Below are 16524 nucleotides of genomic sequence, written 5' to 3' on the forward strand. Positions count from 1 at the left end.
TATTATTTTGCCAAGTTCTTGTCGACCTTATTACCGGTATCCGCATTGAACCGATCCACATATTCCTCCATCAGCTTGCGCAGCGCGCGGCCGATCTGCCGGTAGTCGGATTCGTTCAGGTTCGCGAGCGACACGCGCCCCGACGGATGCGGCGTGCCGAAGCCGCGTCCCGGCAACAGCACGACGCGCGCCTCGCTCGCCAGCCGGAACAGCAGTTCGGACGGCTCGGTGTGCTTGAGCAGCCAATCGACGAATTCGCGACCAAACGCGCGCTTGCCGAGATACTCGAGATCGAGAATCGTATAGTAATCGACCTGGTTCGGATCGCCGTCGTCGAACGCAATGCCGATCTCCTCGTACAAGGCCCGCTTGCGGCTGCGGATCAGGCGCTTCAACGCGTTCTTGTACGCATCCGGCGTATCCATCAGCGAGAACAGCGAGAACAGCACCATCTGCACCTGCTGCGGCGTCGACAGCCCCGCCGTATGATTCAGCGCGACCGTGCGGCTATCGGCAACGAGCCGGTCGATGAACTTCAGCGAATCCGGATCGGTGGTGATCGATTCGTAGCGCACGTGCAACTCGCGCTTCACGTCCTGCGGCAATTCGGCAATCAGCCGGTCGAGCACGTTGTCGCGATGGGTCGCTATGGTGCCGAGCCGCCAGCCCGTCGCGCCAAAGTACTTCGAATATGAATAGACGAGGATCGTGTTCTTCGGCGCGAGCGCGAATAGCGATACAAAGTCGTCGGCAAACGTGCCGTAAACGTCGTCGGTCAGCAGCACGAGGTCCGGGCGCGCTTCGACGATCTCCGCGATGTATTCGAGGCTTTCATCGCTGATCCGCACCGACGGCGGGTTGCTCGGATTCACGAGGAAGAACGCCTTGACCTTCGGATCGCGCAATTTGTCGAGCTCGTCCTTCGAATACTGCCAGTTGTTCTCGACCGTCGCGTTCAGGTTCACGACGTTGAGCTGGTAATCGTTCAGCTTCGGAATCTCGATGTACGGTGTAAAGATCGGCATACCGAGCGCGATCGTGTCACCCGGCTTGATCAGGTGATTCTCGCGCATCGTGTTGAAGATGTACGTCATCGCCGCCGTGCCGCCCTCGACCGCGAATACATCGAACTCGCCGACAAACGGGCGCTTGCCGATCATTTCGCGGCGCAGGTACTGGCCGACGATGATCTCGGACAGCTTCAGCATCCGATCCGGCACCGGATAGTTCGAGCCGAGAATGCCTTCGCACATCTCGTACAGGAAATCGGTCGCCGACAGGCCGAGCTGGTCGCGCACATACGATACGGCGCCGCGCAGGAAATCGATGCCCGGCGTGCCCGCCTGCTCGCGCAGAAACAGTTCGAAACGCTCGACGAGGCCTTCGCGCTTCGGAAACCCTCCGACGCCTTCCGGCAGGTACGCGAACGAGCGTTCCGACTCACGCATCGCGAATAGGCCGAGTTGCCAGAAGCCATGACGCGGAATCGTCGCGAGGAAATTCGGATTGCCGCGGCCAGCGTTCAGCATCGCGGCGTTCGCCGGACGGGCGATCGCACCGCCGCCCGCCGCCTTGATCAATTCGTCCTTCAGCTCGAACGGGCTCAATGCAGCGAATTTCGCATGCCCGGTCACGGTATCGTTGTCGTTTGCCATGATTTGCTCTCCATCGAAAGTGGAAGTTGCCGCCGCTCCCACTCTGCCCGGCGGCACGGAAGAAATGCGGATGCGAAAACGCGGACCGTCAGACGAGCCCGACCACGAGCGGCCCGAGCAGTGTGAGCAGTACGTTCGCGATCGCATAGGTAATCGCGAACGGCACCGTCGGCACCGCGCTTTCCGCTTTGTCGAGCACACCGCCGAACGCCGGGTTCGCGCTACGCGAACCCGACAGTGCACCGGCCAATACCGCCGCATTGTCGTAACGCAGCACATAACGCCCGAACAGCATCGTCAACAGCAGGGGGAACGTCGTCACGAACACACCGAGCAGAAAAATCGTCATCCCGCTCTGCTTGACCGTGACGACCGCCTGTAACCCGGAGTTGAGGCCAACGACGGCGACGAACGCAGCCAAGCCGAAGTCTTTCAACAGCTGCGACGCGGCGGATGGCATCACCCCGTACATCGGATGCTTGCCGCGCATCCAGCCGAACAGCAGGCCGGCGAGCAGACAGCCGCCTCCCGAGCCAAGCGTGAGAGGAATACCGGCAACGTTCACGACGATAAGCCCAACCAGCAGGCCGAGCACAAGTCCGACGCCCATGTAGATGAAATCGGTCTTGATCGTGAACGGCAGTTCATAGCCAGCTGCGTCGGCCGCGCGCTTCGTGTCTTTTGGCGAGCCGTAGAACGTCACGACGTCGCCATGCAGCAACTCGGTTTCGGGTAGTACCGGCACCGGCTGCCCGGCACGCGTGACGCTGTCGATATAGACGCCATGACGCAGATCGCGGTCGACGTTCTCCCGTACCTGCGCAAGCGTTGTGTGATTCATGCCCTTGCGCGCAAACACGGCCTGGCGGGTCTGCATCACGACACCCATGCCGTCGTTCTCGGACAACTCGACGCCGATCCTGGCAGCCGCATCGACTATCCCTTCGCGGCGCCCAACGACGAGCACCACATCATCCGCGTTCAGCACGGTGGCCGGCGTCGGCTCGATCGACTTGCCGCCACGACGGATTTTCTCGATCGTCACGAAATCGCTGTGCGCGACCTCGAGATCCTTCACCGCGCGCCCCGCCGCGCCCGTGACGCGATAGACGCGGCCGACCATCTCCGGCAGCGCCACAATCTGCCCCGGTGCACGTGCCGGTTCGCCGCCCGCGAGCTTTCGCTCGACGTCGGCCGACGCTTCCTTGAGCCCTTGCCCCATGAACTTCGGCAGAAGATTCACACAAACGATGATTGCACCGAGCGACCCGAACACGTAGGTCACCGCATAGGCGATCGCGACGTCCGCCTGCAGCGACTTGACTTGATCGGCCGGCAGCCCGAGCCGCGCAATCGCGTCGCCGGCCGTGCCGATGATAGCCGACTGGGTCAGCGCACCGCCCGCGAGACCTGCAGCGAGCCCCTTGTTCAAATGGAACAGCTTCGCGCACACGACGACGGTGACGAGCGCGGACACCGCGAGGAACACCGCCATTGCAATCTCGCGCAGCGACCTACGATTCAGCGAGTTGAAGAAGCCCGGGCCTGAGTCGTAGCCTACGGCATAGATGAAGACCGCGAACATCACAGCCTTCACGCCGTTGTCGATCGTCACGCCAGCCTGGCTGATCACCACGGCCGCGAGCAGTGAACCGCCGACGCCGCCGAGTTGGAACTTGCCGAAATTGATCTGGCCGATGAAATAGCCGATCGCCAGCGACAGGAACAGCGCGATCTCCGGTGATTTCTGAAAGATATCGTGGATCCAGTCCATCGTGCCCTCGTTTCAAATAAGCGTTGTTATGATCTGGCGCAAGCCACCGCTCGCGCCGGGTGTTCAGCTGAGCTTCGCAGCCAGTCCGACGACAACTGGCCCCATCAGCGGCAACAGCACATTCGACAGCGCGTACGTGATCGTGTAGCCGATCACCGGCACCGAATTGCCGGTGACGCCGACAAGCGCACTGATAGCCGGCGTGCTGCACTGTTGCCCTGCGATCGCGCCGAGCAGTATCGGCGCGTCGAGCTTAAGGAATGTACGGCCGATCCACAGCGACAGCAGCCCCGGCACCAGAACCAGCACGATGCCGGCGAGCGGAAGTGCGAGGCCGTATTCGCGTACGAGCCGGATCGCATCGGGCCCGGCGGACAATCCGACCGCCGCGATGAACGTCGCGAGCCCGAAATCCTTCAGAATCTGCGCAGCTGCCGAGGGTAACGAACCCACCAGCGGCAGGCGCGCGCGCAGCCAGCCAAACAGCAGCCCCGCGAGCAGACAACCTCCGCCCGTGCCGAGCGCGATCGATACCCCGCCGACGTGCACGCCGAGCCGCCCGATCGCCATCCCGGCCAGGACGCCGAGGCCGAGATAGACGAAGTCGGTTTTCTCGGTTGCGCGCACGACGTAGCCGAGCGCGCGTGCGCCACGCTGCACGTCGGTCAGCGCGCCGACCAGCGTCAGCACGTCGCCGCGATGCAGTTCGGTGCCGGGTAGTGCGGGAATCGTCGCGTCCATCCGCGTCACCGCCGAGACGTAAACACCGCGCCCCTCTTCGGGAGACGCCCGCTCGCGTACTTCGCGCAGCGTCACGCCGTCGGCATCGCCCCGCGTCAGCAGCACGTCGACGCGCTCGGCGAACAGCGTGCCCAGGCCGTCGCCCGCCACTTCGGCGCCGATGCCCGGCGCCGCCGACACGATGGCGTCGCGCCGGCCGGCAACCAGCGCGACATCGCCTTCCGCCAGCGCCAGCGCAGGATGCGCGGGCAACCGTTCACCTTCGCGCAGCACCTGGGCGACGGTCAGGTTGCCGCCATGGCGCGCCTCGAGATCGCCCACGGTCGTGCCGGCGGCTGGACCGACCCGGAACACGCGGCCGACGAGCCCGGGAACGGCCGCCTGCTGCCCGTCGTCGAGCCCGCCGTCACCGCCGAGCTCGCGCCATGCGCGCAGTGCTTCCGCCCTGAGGTCGATGCGCAACAGCAGCGGCGCGAGCTGGCTCGTGAACAGCACGATCGTGACCAGGCCGAACAGGTAGCTGACGCTGTACGCAGTGACGATGTTCGCCTGCAGGCGCGTGACGTCCGGCGCAGCAAGCCCGAGCTTCGCGATGGCCTCCGACGCGGTACCGATCACGGCCGACTCTGTCGCCGCCCCCGCCAGCAGGCCAGCGGCCGTGCCGGCGTCGAGCCGCAGCAACACCGCCGCACCCAGCACGAGCGCCAGCACCGACAGCACTTCCACGAGGGAGAGGAGACCGTAACGCCAGCCGCGCCCGACGTTCGCGAAGAATTGCGGGCCGCCGGTGAATCCGAGCGCGAAGATAAAAAGCGCGAACGCGATGTTCTTCAGGTCGGGGGCAAGCCGCGCGCCGCTTTGGCCGAGCACGAGCGACACGAGGAGCGTCCCGCAAACGCCGCCGAGCGCGATCGGGCCGACACGGATCGAACCGATCAGGTAGCCGAGCGCAAGACTGGCGAACAACGCGATTTCAGGTTGGGACTGTAGCAAATCCGTGATCATGCAAGCGCTCTCGCACAGAATTGTAATAATTCATCTGTTCGATTGCCGATCCAGCAACGTCGAATCAGGAGCATTTTGCGGCCGCAATCGAAAAGTTGAGTATTTGTGGATACTGATTGCAATTCATTCAGTTTGTCAATCGCCGCCATATAATTGGCGGGGAATGGTTTAACCAGGGCAACCGATGACAAATTTTTGACAAATGCTAAGGCGTTGCTTACTGGAACTTGGCCAAACCTGATTCCGCACGACGCAACGGAATCCATTTGACCTAGGGAACGTTGAAGAACGAATTGGTCTATCATCAACGCTTCGGCACGCGCGAGCAAGCATGGCACTTGATCAGCAAATACTTCGGGATCTTCTATAACCGGCAACGCACGCAGGTGCGTCACAATTATGAGTCGCCGGTCGCATCTACGCAGCGCCTCTGTCTGAATCAGATCACTGCTTAGCCCGTTGGCCCCCACGAATTCCGTCCGACCTCACTCCACTTATATCCGCCTGGACACGTTGGGCCATCTGCTGGCGGTGCATATCACGCCGGCTAACGAACAGGAGCGCGCTCAAGTTGCAACAATGTAAGCGTCATTTCGTGGCCGCATGGACAGAGCTGAAGCCGGTGTTCAAAGTGATGCCCGCTACTTCAAGTGATGGGGACTACTTTGGACACACGGAATGCGCGATTATCGAACCGCAAGGGCCGACCGAACTACACACCAGAGTACCGACGGCAAGTTGCCGTCGCGGCGTGCGAGCCAGGTATTTCGGTGGCCAAGCTGGCGCAGGCGCACGGACTGAATCCGAATATGGTGTTCAAGTGGCGCCGGCAACTGCGGGCGGGCCTGCTTGAAGGGGGGGTGCACAGCACAGCGGTGTTGCTGCCCGTAGCGCTACCAGATGCACCGATCGGCGAGACCGCAGAACCGGCGTCGCTCGCTCTACAGCCTGTCGAGCCACATCGCGAGAGCTTGCCGGCAGCGTCGGGCATCGAGATCGAACTGAACGGTGCCCGTGTACGCGTCACATCAACCGCATCGACGAGTTGCTGCCGTGGCGCCTGATGCCGGCTGCACACATCGAGCAGCAAGCCGCCTGACAATCAATCCAATGGCCCAACCCCGCAAACCTGCCGTGCGCCTGGTCAAGGCGCCAGTGCCCGATTACGTACTGCGCGTTGAGCTGAAGTACATGAAGCCGGCGATCTGGCGACGAATCATCGTTCCCGGCTCGATCCGGCTGGGCAAGCTGCATGTCGTGCTGCAACTGGCCATGGGCTGGGAAGGCGGGCACCTGCACGAGTTCGTCTTCGGCGAAACCAACTATGGTGAACCTGATGACTTCGGATTCCAGAGCGATCCACCGATGCTCAATGAAGCACGGGTCACGCTGTCGAAGGCGCTCGGCGGGCTGAAGTCATTCACCTACTTCTACGACTACGGTGACAACTGGCAGCATCGGATCAAGGTCGAGAAGGCGCTGGTGCCTGATCCAGACATGCGCCGGCCGCTGTGTTTGGACGGGCAGAATGCGTGTCCACCGGAAGACGTCGGTGGAGTGCCAGGATATGCCGACTTCCTCGAAGCGATCACCGATCCGACGCACGAGGAGCACGACCACTTCCTCGAGTGGTGTGGCGGCAGCTTCGATCCCGCCGCCTTCGATGTCGCGCTCGCGAATCAGCGGCTCTCAGAGGTCAAGTTCTGATCGTCAAGACGGCCTCAGATTGACGCTTACGCAACAATTGGCGCGGCAGGTTCAGCAGGCTACGGGCCAGACGGTGAAGCTCGCCTTTGCTGACCAGAGTTATACCGGCGAAGCCGCAGCGCAGGCCGCGCGTGACGAAAGCATCGCGTTGCAGGTCATTAAATTGTCCGAGGCAAAAAAGGGCTTCGTGCTGTTGTCGCGGCGCTGGGTAGTCGAACGCAGCTTCGGCTAGGTCAACCGTGTTCGCAGGCTCGCGCGCGACTACGAGCACTTGCCCGAAACCCTCGCCGGCTTGCATTTCGTCGTCTTCGTCACTTTGATGCTCAATCATGCCGTTCCGTATTTTTGAAAGTGCATAACACACCATAGCAACTTCAATCTAAAGCATCTTTGCAAAAATCAGATTCTCAATATATTCCACAACAACCCTCTTTCTACTAGGCAGCCTAAGCTCCATTGCATCAAGCGATGCAAGATCAGAAATATCATCAACAGCTTCCGCCACATCGCTCCTTAGATCACTAACATGAATCATTCTGCGCTGCCTCATATCATCCAGAACAGACTCGGAGATATGGACATCACCAATCCTTGAGACGATTTGTTCACCAAACTGGGTTCGACTTCTCGATTAATTATTCTATCAATCGAATATCGCGATCCAATTGGGAAGAGAACCTCATCCTCTCTCGCCACTGCCGCAGACGTGGCAATGTGTCGTCCGTCAGCCCAATTCCGTGGGGCATCTACAATAAACAGATCTTTCGTAAGAAACGGCCTGCTTAACGAGGCACTTAGAAACGCTCGATCCGTAACAGTCGCACCCTCTGTTCGAAACAACTTTCCCATATCTTCACCCACGACAGCCGGATTCGTATCCACACCTCGCAACGCCATTCGCCCGCTCGGCGGGCTGGGATGTAATTTCCTACCAGTTTCGACCAAGCGGACGATTGCATCCATCGCACCGCCATAGTCCGCCTTGGCTTCACGCCGTCCAATTCCAAAAATCCCGCGTTTCGGTTTCTGAAAAAAATCAGACAGCCGAAATAGCCCTAGCTCCTCGGCACGCGAACCAATTGTATTTTCACGCCGAAAATATTGATCAACCAACTTCCTCGCGTACTCATCCACCACACCATTTCTCAAATATTTATTAATCGATCGATACGCAACTGTGGTATATAGGTTCAAGCTATCTCTGGACAAGATATCTTCCTCACTCTCGTATCGAGGCCCCTCCCCCCAATGCCGAGTCCACTTTTGCGATAACGCCTTCTGTATCAAAGGATCCCTATCATAATCGAATGGCATTTTCGCTCCGAACAGCATTTCGATATAAAAACTTTTATTTTACTAGTGCACAACGAGCGCAACACCGCTACTTCAGCAAAGGAAGATATCAAATCGGCAATAGCGGTACAATTTATTTAATCAAGAAGCAAAGCAGGCTGATAATATATACTACCCCGATACGCTCAGCTCGCCATCTTGGCAAGATCGACTAGGTTGATAATACGTTAAGATCATGCAGATTAGTCTGCATTTCTTCAGACAGCAATCGGCGACCTGCCAAGCCAGCTTGAATTTGATCACGACACGTGGGAATACCATGCCGTAAGCAACGGAGCGAATGCATTCACCTTAAATAACCGCATCGACGTGCTGGAATGGACGGATCGTCAACTGCGAGGCAAGTAAGATCGCCATCCACAAAGGGCATTACCGCAATCGGAACTGCCCTTGGTTGTTCCGATACAGGTTGCGGCATCCAGGGGTCCTTTTGAAAACACCTCTTAAATGATGCTTACCCGCAGAGCCCGAGGCGATTCAGAGGGTGATTCGTAGAGCCGCTCACAACAAGAGGCGAACCACCAACTACTCCATTTCATCTATGATTCGCATCATATTTTCCGCCCTTTGCGCCGCGAAATCGCTTGCCCCGGACTTCTCGGTACCCGTCCCCGCAACATTCTGAGCCTTCTCGTGCGAGCTTGGCCCCTGGCCAACAGATTGGTATCTTGTGGGCAGGCTCACCGCATCGGGGTCAATTTCGATACCGGTCATATCCAACCAAACCCTCCTGATCATATCTCGGCTCGCCGGCGTATATTGATTCAGTTCGGAGCGTGTAGGAAGGAATAACGTGCCATTATCAAGCTGATTCTTGACCTTTTCTACCTCTCGCTTCCGAACCCCTAACAAAATTGTTGCCTCAAGCTCGGTAACGTGGCCCCCTCGATGCATCCAAGTATCTTCCGGCAAATCGGCCACTCCCACAGGATTGGACTCTTGCAGAACACGTGTGACAGGTTGAGATGTTGAGGCAGGCGCCAACCCCAGACTGGCAGCCTGTTTGCGAATATTTGCCAGGAACATGAGTCCGTTTTGCCTTACCTCCCGGCGGGCAAGATAGTCTTGCGCTCGCCGATGCCGGGCTTCCGGGTAGCTGGAAAGCTCCCCATCCTCAGCTTCAGCTTCATCGCGACGGTGTCCACGCGTCGCAGCCAGATTCGAAAGTGATAGCTTCTTGTACATGACCGCTCCTCCATTTCGTGGATTGATACCCTGCTTCAAGACCGGATCGCCCTGCGTTGTCATGCCGACCGAGTGTTGCATTTCTTGTACTCGCCAAGTATCTCCTCCGCTTCTAGAATCGCGCACATAGCACATCATTGTCAATGTATACGATGACTACCGCATCGGCTAACACACCCCGATCCCGCGAACGTTTACAGCAATGCACGACGCACGCTCAAGCCCTTTTATACGAGTAATTGCCTACAAATACTGACTAGCACACCATAAAAACGGGGTAATTTGGGATGGTGGATTTATGTTCAAACTCAGCCCACCACTTTCGAGCATGCTCTTGTAGAACATTCGCCAGACCATCGATTTTAGATCGCGATGCGCAATCAATATGTTTTTAATATTGATTGGACCTGATCCAACACATCCCGATTTGTTAGCAGATCGTTATGCTTCAAGCACGCTGTTTGCGTATTGATTCCACCACTTAGCGCGGTACTGCTCGGGGGAGCAATCTGTTCATCACAACTCGACCAAAATGTCCAGTACTGAGTTGGCCCGGGAGTAGGCGGTTCTTGATTCAAATGCGAGATGACATATGAACCAGGCGTCATGTCTCGACAACCCTGATCCCACAATGCGCATAACCAAGCCGCCTGAGTACCGTGGTTGGGACCAGCAATTGAAATCCAGTTTCGCACACTCCCGACGCCGTTTCCGAATTTAATATACCATCTTGTCGGTAGACTACCGAGTGAGTGAGCGACCACATTGATCTGAAAAGCGCCGGTTTTCTGAATCACACTTTCAACATACCGAGAAAATTGCCCCGCCAACACCTCGTTAGTTGATTGAGATGTATCGTATTCCCAGACAAATAGCCGATCCGCGGCGAACCCATTTTCCTCGAGATTTTCGATCATGGGACCCCATACGCCGACACCTGCATTACGTCCATGCACAAATACAATAGGGATCGACGTATCACAACGTGCAATCGTCACAGTCGACACCAATATAAAACACCCGAGCACGACCAAACGAATCAAGTGGATCACCGCTTAACCCCGATTGATGATTATTGACAAAGTAACTCGCGAGATCCAAGATCGACTCGCCCTTCACCGACGATCAAAGCGAATTTATCTGCATGGCAAATCCATCGAGATCAAGGGACATATTAATCCCATCAACATATAGAATATTTGGAAACAGCTCATGCGTACAAGCCGGCAGCAATTGAGTACGCAGTGCAGCATTCGCGGTCGATGCCATCTCCAACAAAGACGGAGCCAGACCAAGTGGGCACGTCACCTGCTGCAACCCTTCTTGAGTCAACGTCCACGACAGCACAAAACAAGGTGCCTCCGCGCTAGCGCGCTGCGCTCTCATCTTGGCCAGCTGATCCGTGATCATTCGTTCGAGCTGGTTTGTATTCGCATAGCTGTCGTAAACAGGATAGGCACGCGATGAGTAAAATCCACGATAAGCGGCATCATCGATCTCGATTCCTGCGCCAGAAGGCTTGACGATCACGACGACAGCCGAACGACCATTTCCGATGTAGCGATTTAATGGCAGCGCCGTCAAATCCGGCGAATCGGCCAAATCAACAACAAAGAGATCGCGTAACTCCTCTAACATGAGCGCCAAAAGTCCATTCCACTGCCCCTGGGAGAATGGCGAATAATTTTGATTCCCAACATCAGTATCAAGATCATGAGACAAGGAAATAAAAATAAGCTCGCCCTGATCTATCGTAAAATTATTAACATCATCAATAATAGACAGAATAGATTGACCATTTGCTCCCTGCCAAGAGTGAAGACCCTCCACCCAAGTATAGTGTCCAGCGACGTATTGCCCAGCACTGATCACGGGGCGAATGTCAAAATATCGCGCCCCGGCGCACAATTGCGCGAAAACACTCATCTCCTGCGTGACTGTATTGCAAGCGCTAGCAAATGCCGTTCCCGAATGAAAAACATTCATGCCCGCATTGTGCGCCCCCGGCATACAAAGCTGCCGTAACACGCGCGTCCCCAATCGCGACAAATTCGATTGCATCCATCCCGCACCTGTTGATTGCGTAGCTCGCACGGCACTGACATCAGCCGACGGCCACATACCCACCATCCCACCCAACGCACAAGCAGCGGTCCGCAGGAATTGACGCCGGAATAACACATTCATATTCCCTCCCGAAAAGGCAGTGTCACACTGACCCCAAATTCACCACGGCAACTCATCTGAAAAATCCAAATAACTGCCCCACGACCAGCATGCAAGTAACAACGACTGTCATACAAAAAAGATGGTCGCGAACAACGCGACCATTTAAACAGAGATGACGAATCATCAACCCTCAACCGTGGATCGATGATTCGCTTTCATACTACTTCATCACTTTCAGCACGACTGCAAGAATAGTCTCCCATTTTCATCTTGATCCTCTTCGATCCAAATTATTCCATTACGCAAAAACACTTCACAATGACAACAATTCCAAATAAGATGACAAAATACCGCATCGCAATCTTTAAAATCAATACACTAGTCGACGTATCTGACACGACACGTCACACATTCATCCTGGAATATCCAGGTCGATTGCAGTGTAAAGTGGGCCTCTCTTGGGAACCAATCAGATTAATCCGGACGCTTGAGAGCGGCAATACTTCCGCTGGGCTTGATGCAACCGGGGTTTACCGCCTCCCGCGTACTCGCTTTTTGGAAGCCCACGCCACGTAAAGTCTCTCCGAACTTTGCACCTCTCTTGACCTCTTTCGCCGGACCAGGCCCAGCGTGTCGGGCCAACATCTGGGACACAGCCAAACTTCGGAGCGAAGTTGCCCACAATCCACATCTGTCGAGCTGGACACCACTGACACCCCCGTTCGCCAAGCTGCATACGGCCCTCTCTATCAACCCAAGCCAACCGCTAACGCTCGACTGGATATGACAAGAGGGCCTCCCTCGATTCCTCAAATCGACTCAATTTGCCTCATCAATCATTCGCAACAGTACAAATACACGTCGCCCGCTTACTCTAGATGCTGGCCACCATTAATTGCAATATTTGCTCCAGTCACGAAAGCAGCCTCTTCAGTACACAGATACGAAATTAATGAAGCCACTTCATCTGGCTCTCCCAATCGCCCCATCGGTATTTGCGGCAATATTTTTGTATTAAGAATATCCACAGGAATTTCGCTTACCATTTTTGTCTCAAGATACCCCGGCGATACCGTGTTGACCGTCACCCCCTTTCGCGCCACCTCAAGAGCCAGCGACTTCGTAAAACCGTGCATTCCCGCCTTCGCGGCAGCATAATTTGTCTGCCCAATGGCTCCTTTTGAACCGTTGACCGACGAGATATTGATAATTCTCCCCCAACCGCGCTCCACCATTCCTTCGCAAATCAGCTTTGTCATATTAAAAACGGAATCGAGATTCGTCCGAATTACCGCATCCCAGTTTGGCTTATCAAGGCGCCGAAGTGTCATATCACGCGTGATACCGGCATTGTTAATCAAAATATCAACACTCCCAATCTCACGCGTGACGCTCTCGACACATGCCTGACAGGCGCCATAATCCGAAACATCAACAGGAAACGCACGAAATTCGCGTCCTTCTGCATAACGTGCGGTCAACCAGTCATCAACACCATGATTTCGCGGCGAATACGTTACCGCCACGCGATGACCGGCATCGTGCAACCGGACACTGATCGCCTCGCCAAGGCCGCCGAGCCCTCCCGTCACCAATGCAATTCGCTTCGTCATAGCATTTCCCTCATTTGCTCACACATTACATATTGTGTAACGCCAATCTAAATTGGCCCTATCCGCTTGAGCCACCTCAATTGCGCTCGACCGCGAGCGCGACGCCCATCCCACCGCCGATGCACAGCGACGCCAGCCCGCGCTTCGCATCGCGCTTGGCCATCTCGTGCAGCAGCGTCACCAGGATCCGGCAGCCCGACGCGCCGATCGGGTGGCCGATCGCGATCGCCCCGCCGTTCACGTTCACCTTCGACGTGTCCCAGCCCATCTGCTTGTGCACCGCCAGCGCCTGCGCCGCGAACGCCTCGTTGATCTCCATCAGGTCCAGGTCGCCCGGCGTCCAGCCCGCGCGCTCCAGGCACCGGCGCGATGCCGGCACCGGACCCATGCCCATCACGCTCGGATCCACGCCCGCGTTCGCATACGCCTTGATCCGCGCCAGCGGCGTCAGGCCGAGTGCCGCCGCCTTCTGCGCCGACATCACCAGCACCGCCGCCGCGCCGTCGTTCAGCCCCGACGCGTTCGCCGCCGTCACCGAGCCGTCCTTCGAGAACGCCGGCTTCAGCCCGGCCAGCGATTCCGCCGTCACGCCGTGACGCACGAATTCATCGGTGGCGAACTGCAGCGGCTCGCCCTTGCGTTGCGGAATCGCCACCGGCACGATCTCGTCGTCGAAGCGGCCGGCCTTCTGCGCGGCTTCCGCCTTGTTCTGCGACAGCGCCGCGAACGCGTCCTGCTCTTCGCGCGTGATCCCGTACTCCTTCGCGACGTTCTCCGCCGTGATGCCCATGTGGTACTGGTTGTACACGTCCCACAGGCCGTCGACGATCATCGTGTCGACCAGCTTCGCGTCGCCCATCCGGAACCCGTCGCGCGAACCCGGCAGCACGTGCGGCGACGCGCTCATGTTCTCCTGGCCGCCCGCGATCACGATCTCCGCATCGCCCGCGACGATCGCGTTCGCCGCCAGCATCACGGCCTTCAGGCCCGAGCCGCACACCTTGTTGATCGTCATCCCCGGCACGGCATTCGGCAGCCCGGCCTTGATCAGCGACTGCCGTGCCGGGTTCTGCCCGGAACCGGCCGTCAGCACCTGGCCCATGATCACTTCGCTGACCTGCTCGGGCTTCACGCCCGCACGCTCCAGCACCGCGCGGATCACCGTCGCGCCCAGCTCGGGCGCCGCAATCTTCGCAAGCGAGCCGCCGAATTTGCCGACCGCGGTCCGCGCGGCCGATACGATCACGACCTCGTTCATGCTTCGCAACAGCGACATACGTACCTCTCCATTGATGGAGCCGCTCCCCGGCCCCCACCGACCTCGATTAAGCTTTGGCGTGTTGCGCAGAAGATGACGTCTTACCGTTTCGATACGATGCGTCCCCCCCACTTTGCGACGGTCTATTGGCGGCTGCGCGCGTCATTTCGACAGGAGACGTGGCTGGGACGCTGAACAAGGCCCACGGCCATGAACCGAGTGCCACCGAGCTCGCCCACGCCCGCTCCCAATCTGCTGCACGTTCGCGCGATCTCTCATTGGCATCATGCATAACCTGAGCCCACTCGCACTGCATGCGAGCGACGATGTCAAACACATGACTAGCGTAGGTCGCCAGTTGATCAACCGCTCGCAAGGGCGCCCCCCCTTGTTGCCCGTTGCCGTCACTGACCCGAGTCGCATTAGCCTCGTGCCAAGTGGGACTCCCCCATCCCGTCGCTAATGCTTTGGCCGCCGTAAAATTGAGTTCGTGTAGCGCACCGGCGCCTCGCCAGGCCGGCTCCACCACGGCCATCCAATGATTAAATCCTTCCTGACACGCCGGCTTGCCCCATCGATCAAAATCGAGATACATATCAATTTTCCTCACAGTTCAACATCTGGAATGCGCCGTTTCCCGCTACAACATCGAAGCCCACTTGATATTTTTTCCTCCTGCACTTGAACGCATTCGACACCCAACAAAGTTTCTCAGTACTTCACTACGAGTCAACACTACACCTCAACAAATTGATACGCAGCAAGAATACTCCGCAAACTTCACCACCCCCGCAATACTGACAGGATTAATTTCCCCACCATTTAAATAGTTATTCACCGCCCATATCAAACGCAATCATTAGTCAAAATTCACAGTTCTCGTCTTTAGTTAAGGGAAGTTAATTATCCAAGTTAAATGTCGATGATGCGTCGCATCCTACTCCGCATCACGGCCTTACCTGGGGCGTGTACCGCTAGCTCGCGCGTGCCCACTTCGGGTACCAGGCGGCTGCCTCGCCTATCTGACGAAGAACAGCCAATTCGGCTAGCGGTGACGGATTCAATATGTGGTGGCGGCTGGGCAACCACAACGCCTGACGCCCGGCATCCACGTCGTACGATCTTTCTTACGACGACGCCAAAGCGGGTACCGCTAACGATCCACAAACGTAATGGTGAAACGCCCAAGAACACGTAACCGCACAGTCCTGCCTCGTAGATGACATGCACACACCGCCCCTTGGAACACAGACGCTTACACAAACGATCGATATCGCCCTTGGTAATGTCGATCTTGCCCAGCAGTTCCACGTCGCCCATTCCAACCGCGTAGGCGATCGTGATCGACTCTTTCTGGACATCCAACCCAATGTACACCGTGCTAATGCGGTGCATTGCGCTGTCGGCGGGCAGTCGAATCCTGCTGGATGGATCTGGTTTCGACTGTCAATGACGTTCATCCACCTGGCGAATCCTCTCACCTGAAAGAGGCCTCGCCCCCGGGTGGCGCATTCGACGAGTACGGGCGTCGTCGCCCAATGCAAAGCCAGATCGGTAGTAATGAACTCGGCATCTTCATGTTTCAGAAGATCAACAAAATGGCCGAGTGCCAATGCCGGTTCATAGAACGACGCCCCGAGAGAGCGGCGGACCGCTACGTACCGAGCGCGAGATTCGCGGATCGCAGTCATATCGCACCTCCCCGCCGTGGGCCACGAGCGCGCGACCTTTGCATAGATCGCGGGACTGTCCGGTGAACGGTGTCGCAAGACCTCGGCTATTTCGCGATCAAGACACCGTGGCGAATCATTGTCGTCGCCAGACGGTGACAAAATAGACGGGCGGCGCCCCGGCTCGTGGGGCTGAAACTGGCACGCGCGACGGCCAGATGAACAATCTTGCCAATTGTCGCCGGGCCAGCCAAACACTCCACCGAGTGCCCAGAGCGCGTTCAAAGCCCAAGCAGGACAGCCAGGCGAAAGGATACAGGCGATGTTCCAGCGCGACACCGGCCACGGTGACGCCCAGCTGCCCAAATCCGGCGCGCAGCCGCTGGAGCTGGTC

General features: G+C 57.5%; 11 protein-coding genes and 4 pseudogenes. 5 read left to right on the forward strand and 10 right to left on the reverse strand.

The genetic code is table 11. The annotated features are described in order from the left end of the window. Nucleotides 1–2 precede the first annotated feature (2 nt). The 3 genes from FPJ27_RS15210 to aspT (FPJ27_RS15220) form a co-directional block, all read right to left on the reverse strand. On the reverse strand, nt 3–1655 hold the full coding sequence (locus tag FPJ27_RS15210) for a bifunctional aspartate transaminase/aspartate 4-decarboxylase (RefSeq protein WP_204421676.1): 1653 nt from the start codon (nt 1653–1655) through the stop codon (nt 3–5). Nucleotides 1656–1743: 88 nt separating this feature from the next. Then, nucleotides 1744–3429, reverse strand: a complete 1686-nt coding sequence (gene aspT, locus FPJ27_RS15215) for an aspartate-alanine antiporter (protein WP_204421677.1) — start codon at nt 3427–3429, stop codon at nt 1744–1746. 63 nt (nt 3430–3492) lie between these two features. After that, nucleotides 3493–5175 carry an aspartate-alanine antiporter gene (gene aspT, locus FPJ27_RS15220; RefSeq protein ID WP_204421678.1) on the reverse strand — a complete coding sequence of 561 codons (1683 nt, stop codon included), beginning with the start codon at nt 5173–5175 and terminating at the stop codon, nt 3493–3495. Between the two features lie 275 nt (nt 5176–5450). Between aspT (FPJ27_RS15220) and FPJ27_RS15225 the strand changes: the two are divergent. From FPJ27_RS15225 to FPJ27_RS36530, 5 genes and pseudogenes are all read left to right on the forward strand, one after another. Then, nucleotides 5451–5630: pseudogene (locus FPJ27_RS15225) on the forward strand (IS3 family transposase); the annotation flags it as partial. A 40-nt stretch (nt 5631–5670) separates the two neighbouring features. Then, nucleotides 5671–5757 (forward strand): annotated as a pseudogene (locus FPJ27_RS36525) (IS5/IS1182 family transposase); the annotation flags it as partial. A 71-nt stretch (nt 5758–5828) separates the two neighbouring features. Further along, nucleotides 5829–6239, forward strand: a complete 411-nt coding sequence (locus tag FPJ27_RS15230) for a transposase (RefSeq protein WP_239483313.1) — start codon at nt 5829–5831, stop codon at nt 6237–6239. Nucleotides 6240–6285: 46 nt separating this feature from the next. Continuing rightward, on the forward strand, nt 6286–6882 hold the full coding sequence (locus tag FPJ27_RS15235) for a plasmid pRiA4b ORF-3 family protein (RefSeq protein WP_204421680.1): 597 nt from the start codon (nt 6286–6288) through the stop codon (nt 6880–6882). 49 nt (nt 6883–6931) lie between these two features. After that, nucleotides 6932–7231: pseudogene (locus FPJ27_RS36530) on the forward strand (transposase); the annotation flags it as partial. Between the two features lie 197 nt (nt 7232–7428). Here FPJ27_RS36530 and FPJ27_RS15245 read toward each other — a convergent pair. From FPJ27_RS15245 to FPJ27_RS36535, 7 genes and pseudogenes are all read right to left on the reverse strand, one after another. After that, complete coding sequence (locus FPJ27_RS15245; RefSeq protein ID WP_204421682.1) at nt 7429–8091, reverse strand: hypothetical protein; 663 nt, start codon at nt 8089–8091, stop codon at nt 7429–7431. Between the two features lie 669 nt (nt 8092–8760). Continuing rightward, on the reverse strand, nt 8761–9420 hold the full coding sequence (locus FPJ27_RS15250) for a hypothetical protein (RefSeq protein WP_204421683.1): 660 nt from the start codon (nt 9418–9420) through the stop codon (nt 8761–8763). 380 nt (nt 9421–9800) lie between these two features. Further along, nucleotides 9801–10337 (reverse strand): hypothetical protein, encoded by a 537-nt coding sequence (locus FPJ27_RS15255; RefSeq protein ID WP_239483209.1) that lies wholly within the window; start codon nt 10335–10337, stop codon nt 9801–9803. A gap of 208 nt (nt 10338–10545) precedes the next feature. Further along, complete coding sequence (locus tag FPJ27_RS15260) at nt 10546–11481, reverse strand: hypothetical protein (RefSeq protein ID WP_204421685.1); 936 nt, start codon at nt 11479–11481, stop codon at nt 10546–10548. 977 nt (nt 11482–12458) lie between these two features. Continuing rightward, nucleotides 12459–13202: an acetoacetyl-CoA reductase gene (gene phbB / locus FPJ27_RS15265; protein WP_204421686.1), complete on the reverse strand. Its 744-nt coding sequence runs from the start codon at nt 13200–13202 to the stop codon at nt 12459–12461. A 76-nt stretch (nt 13203–13278) separates the two neighbouring features. After that, nucleotides 13279–14460 (reverse strand): acetyl-CoA C-acetyltransferase, encoded by a 1182-nt coding sequence (locus FPJ27_RS15270; protein ID WP_204423221.1) that lies wholly within the window; start codon nt 14458–14460, stop codon nt 13279–13281. 1194 nt (nt 14461–15654) lie between these two features. Next, nucleotides 15655–15855, reverse strand: a pseudogene (locus FPJ27_RS36535) (IS110 family transposase); the annotation flags it as partial. Between the last annotated feature and the right edge of the window lie 669 nt (nt 15856–16524).

The organism is Burkholderia sp. MS455 (assembly GCF_016899445.1).
GTDB lineage: Bacteria > Pseudomonadota > Gammaproteobacteria > Burkholderiales > Burkholderiaceae > Burkholderia > Burkholderia pyrrocinia_C.